The organism is Armatimonadota bacterium (assembly GCA_035527535.1).
Taxonomy (GTDB): domain Bacteria; phylum Armatimonadota; class Hebobacteria.
Genome location: DATLAK010000189.1, coordinates 1 through 3,456 on the forward strand (window position 1 = coordinate 1; position 3,456 = coordinate 3,456).

At 67.6% G+C, this 3,456-nt stretch carries 4 protein-coding genes; all 4 read left to right on the forward strand.

The genetic code is table 11. The annotated features are described in order from the left end of the window. Window positions 1–800, forward strand: an 800-nt coding sequence (locus tag VM221_14135; protein ID HUT75961.1) for a putative PEP-binding protein, incomplete at its 5' end; no start/stop codon positions are given. Between the two features lie 57 nt (window positions 801–857). Next, on the forward strand, window positions 858–1,649 hold the full coding sequence (larB, locus tag VM221_14140; protein HUT75962.1) for a nickel pincer cofactor biosynthesis protein LarB: 792 nt from the start codon (window positions 858–860) through the stop codon (window positions 1,647–1,649). 39 nt (window positions 1,650–1,688) lie between these two features. Further along, on the forward strand, window positions 1,689–2,324 hold the full coding sequence (locus VM221_14145; GenBank protein HUT75963.1) for a transposase: 636 nt from the start codon (window positions 1,689–1,691) through the stop codon (window positions 2,322–2,324). Further along, window positions 2,267–3,456: nickel pincer cofactor biosynthesis protein LarC (gene larC / locus VM221_14150; GenBank protein ID HUT75964.1), on the forward strand; the 1,190-nt coding region annotated here is incomplete at its 3' end. The genes VM221_14145 and larC, both read left to right, overlap by 58 nt.

Below are 3,456 nucleotides of genomic sequence, written 5' to 3' on the forward strand. Positions count from 1 at the left end.
CGCTGCACGAGTTCCTGCCCAACCGCGAGGAGCTGATCGAGCAGGTGGCGACCCTGCGCGTGAAGTCACCCGCGTCGCGCAAGCTCAAGTCGCTGGAGAAGATGCTGGCGGCGGTGGAGGGCATGGCGGAGATGAACCCCATGCTCGGCCTGCGCGGCTGCCGCCTGAGCATCATGATGCCCGAGATCGTGGAGATGCAGACGCGCGCCATCATGGAGGCGGCCTGCAACTGCAAGCAGCGCGGGGTGGACGTCCACGTCAAGATCATGATCCCGCTCATCGGCCATGTCAACGAGCTCAAGTTCGTGCGCGAGCGCCTCGAACCCGTCGCCAAGCAGGTGATGAAGGAGCAGGGCTGTCGGATTGACTATCGCTTCGGCACCATGATCGAGATCCCCCGCGCCGCCCTTACCGCGGGCGAGGTCGCCGGCGTCGCCCAATTCTTCTCCTTCGGCACCAACGACCTCACGCAGACCGTTTTCGGCTTCTCGCGCGACGACGCCGAGGGCAAGTTCCTGCTCAAGTACGTCGAGGATCACATCCTGCCCGTCAATCCCTTCCAGACCCTCGACCGCGAGGGCGTCGGCGCGCTCATCAAGATGGCCGTGACCGCGGGCCGCGCCGCCAACCCCAAGCTTGAGGTCGGCATCTGCGGCGAGCACGGCGGCGACCCCGACAGCATCGAGTTCTGCCACCAGGTCGGCCTCGACTACGTGAGCTGCTCGCCCTTCCGCGTGCCCGTCGCGCGTCTGGCGGCGGCGCAGGCGGCGCTGGCGGATACGTCGTTCAGGGATAAGTAGCGACAGGGGTAAGACTATCCCTGGCTCTGGCGCGAAGCTGTGCCACATGAGGGGAGCATGGACCATCGCCTGCACGAGCTGCTGAAGCAAGTGAAGTCGGGTGAGGCAACGATCGAGCAGGCCCTCGAGCGGCTGCGCCACCTGCCATTCGAGGACCTCGAGTTCGCCAAGCTCGACACCCATCGCGCCCTGCGCAAGGGCTTCCCCGAGGCGATCTATTCACCCGGCAAGACCCCGGCGCAGATCGCGACGCTGATGCAGCGCCTGGTGGAGCACGGCCAGACCGCGCTCGCCACCCGCGCCTCGCGCGAGGTCTTCGAAGCGGTGCGCGCGGAGCTGCCGGACGCCGAATACCACGAAGCCGCGCGCATCATCGTCCTCAAGGAATGGGGACAGGCACCGATTTCCGGAGAAGTCGGAGCCAGTCCCCGCGGCTGCGTGCTGGTCATCTCCGCCGGCACCGCCGACCAGCCGGTGGCCGAGGAGGCGGCGGTCACCGCCGAGACCATGGGCTGCCGCGTCGAGCGGCTCTACGACGTCGGCGTCGCGGGCATTCATCGCCTGCTGGGACATGCCGATAAGCTGGCAACGGCGGACGCCATCGTCGTCGTCGCGGGGATGGAGGGGGCGCTGGCCAGCGTCGTCGGCGGGCTGGCGCGGGCGCCGGTGGTGGCGGTGCCCACCAGCGTCGGCTACGGCACCGCCTTCGGCGGCGTCGGCGCCCTGCTGACCATGCTCAATAGCTGCGCCGGCGGGGTGGCGGTGGTCAACATAGACAACGGCTACGGAGCCGGGTACTACGCGGGGCTGATCGCCAGCGGCGCGGCAACGGAAACGGAACGCCCGTAGGAGCAAGGCATGCCTTGCTCCCTACAAGGCGATGGCCCCATGACATCTGACGGCACACAGCTTCACCGCCGCTCCATTCGCCTCCCGACGTACGATTACTCCCAACCCGGGGGGTACTTCGTCACCATCTGTACGCACGAGCGGAAATGCGTTTTCGGGGCGATTGCCGCTAGTGAAGTGCAATTGAACGATCGGGGACGCATTGTCGCAGAGGAATGGGTGCGATCGTCCGGGATTCGCCGCGAGATCGAGTTGGACGCATGGGTCGTCATGCCGAATCACATTCACGGCATTATCTTGATATGCGGCGACGGGTTGGATGATTCACCGCAGCGGCATGGGAACGACGTAGGGGCGCACGGCCGTGCGCCCCTACAACGCAAACCGCGGTCGCTTGCATCATTCGTTGCCGGCTTCAAATGTGCGGCAACCAAACGCATCAACGAATTGCGATCCACCCCTGGCCGTCGCGTCTGGCAACGCAACTACTACGAACACGTTATTCGCAATGCCGACGACCTGGCGGAGATCCGCCGCTACATCGCCGATAATCCCTTGAAATGGGAGTCCGATACGGAGAACCCCGTGAACGAAAGGCGGTCCCGGCAGGGCAAGGCATGCCTTGCCCCTACGTGCAGGTGTCCGTCGCTCGCCACCCGAATACTGCCGCCATGAAGATCGCCCACCTCGATTGCTTCTCCGGCGTCAGCGGCAACATGCTGCTGGGGGCGCTGGTTGACTGCGGCCTCGACGCGGCTGATCTGCAGTCGGCGCTGGCGGGTCTGGCCCTGGAAGGATGGGCCCTCAAGGCCGGGCGCGTCCGCCGCGGGCCGATTGACTGCACGCTGGTCGAAGTCGAAGTGACCGCACCCCAGCCCGAGCGCCGCCTCGCGGACATCCTCGGGCTGATTCAGGGCGCGGGTCTCGACCCGGCGGTGGCGCAGCGCAGCGCCGACGTCTTTTGCCGCTTGGCCGAGGCCGAGGCGGCGGTGCACGGCGTCGCCGTCGAGCAGGTGCACTTCCACGAGGTGGGCGCGGTGGACGCGATCGTGGACATCGTCGGCGCGGTCGCGGGCTTTCGACTGCTGGGCATCGAGCGGGCAACGTGTTCACCCCTACCACTGGGCGGCGGCTGGGTTGAGACCGCGCACGGCAAGCTGCCCCTCCCCGCCCCGGCCACGGCCAAGCTGCTCGAGGGCTGCCCCACCTACGGCGGCGACGCGCAGGCGGAGCTGGTGACCCCGACCGGAGCCGCGTTGGTCACCGGCCTGTGCGCTGCCTTCGGGCCGCCGCCGCCGATGATGATCTCCCGCGCCGGCTACGGCGCCGGCAGCAAAGACTTGCCGCATCCCAACTGCCTGCGCATATTCCTCGGCGAACCGGCGGAGGGCGCGCCCCCCACGCCCGGCGGCGAGCCCCTGGTGCTGCTCGAGACCAACCTCGATGACATGAACCCGGAGCTCTACGAGCACGTCATGGAGCGACTGTTCGCGGCGGGCGCGCTCGACGTCTTCATTACCCCCATCATCATGAAGAAGACGCGCCCGGGGTCGCTGCTGACGGCGCTGGCGCCGCCGGAGGAACAGTCGCAGCTGCTGCGCATCCTGTTTCGCGAGACGACGACGCTGGGCGTGCGGGCGCGCGAGGTCACGCGCTACTGCCTGGAGCGGGAATGGATTGCCGTCGAGACGCCCTATGGCGAGGTGCGGGTGAAAGTCGCCCGCATGGGCGGCGAGATGCTGACGGCCTCGCCCGAGCACGAGGACTGCAAGCGCCTGGCGCGTGCGACCGGCGCGCCGCTGAAGGA

Bases quoted from the DNA above. Each gene is read 5' to 3' on its own strand.
- VM221_14145 (HUT75963.1), top strand. From the start codon at position 1,689: ATGACATCTGACGGCACACAGCTTCACCGCCGCTCCATTCGCCTCCCG.
- larB (HUT75962.1), top strand. From the start codon at position 858: ATGGACCATCGCCTGCACGAGCTGCTGAAGCAAGTGAAGTCGGGTGAG.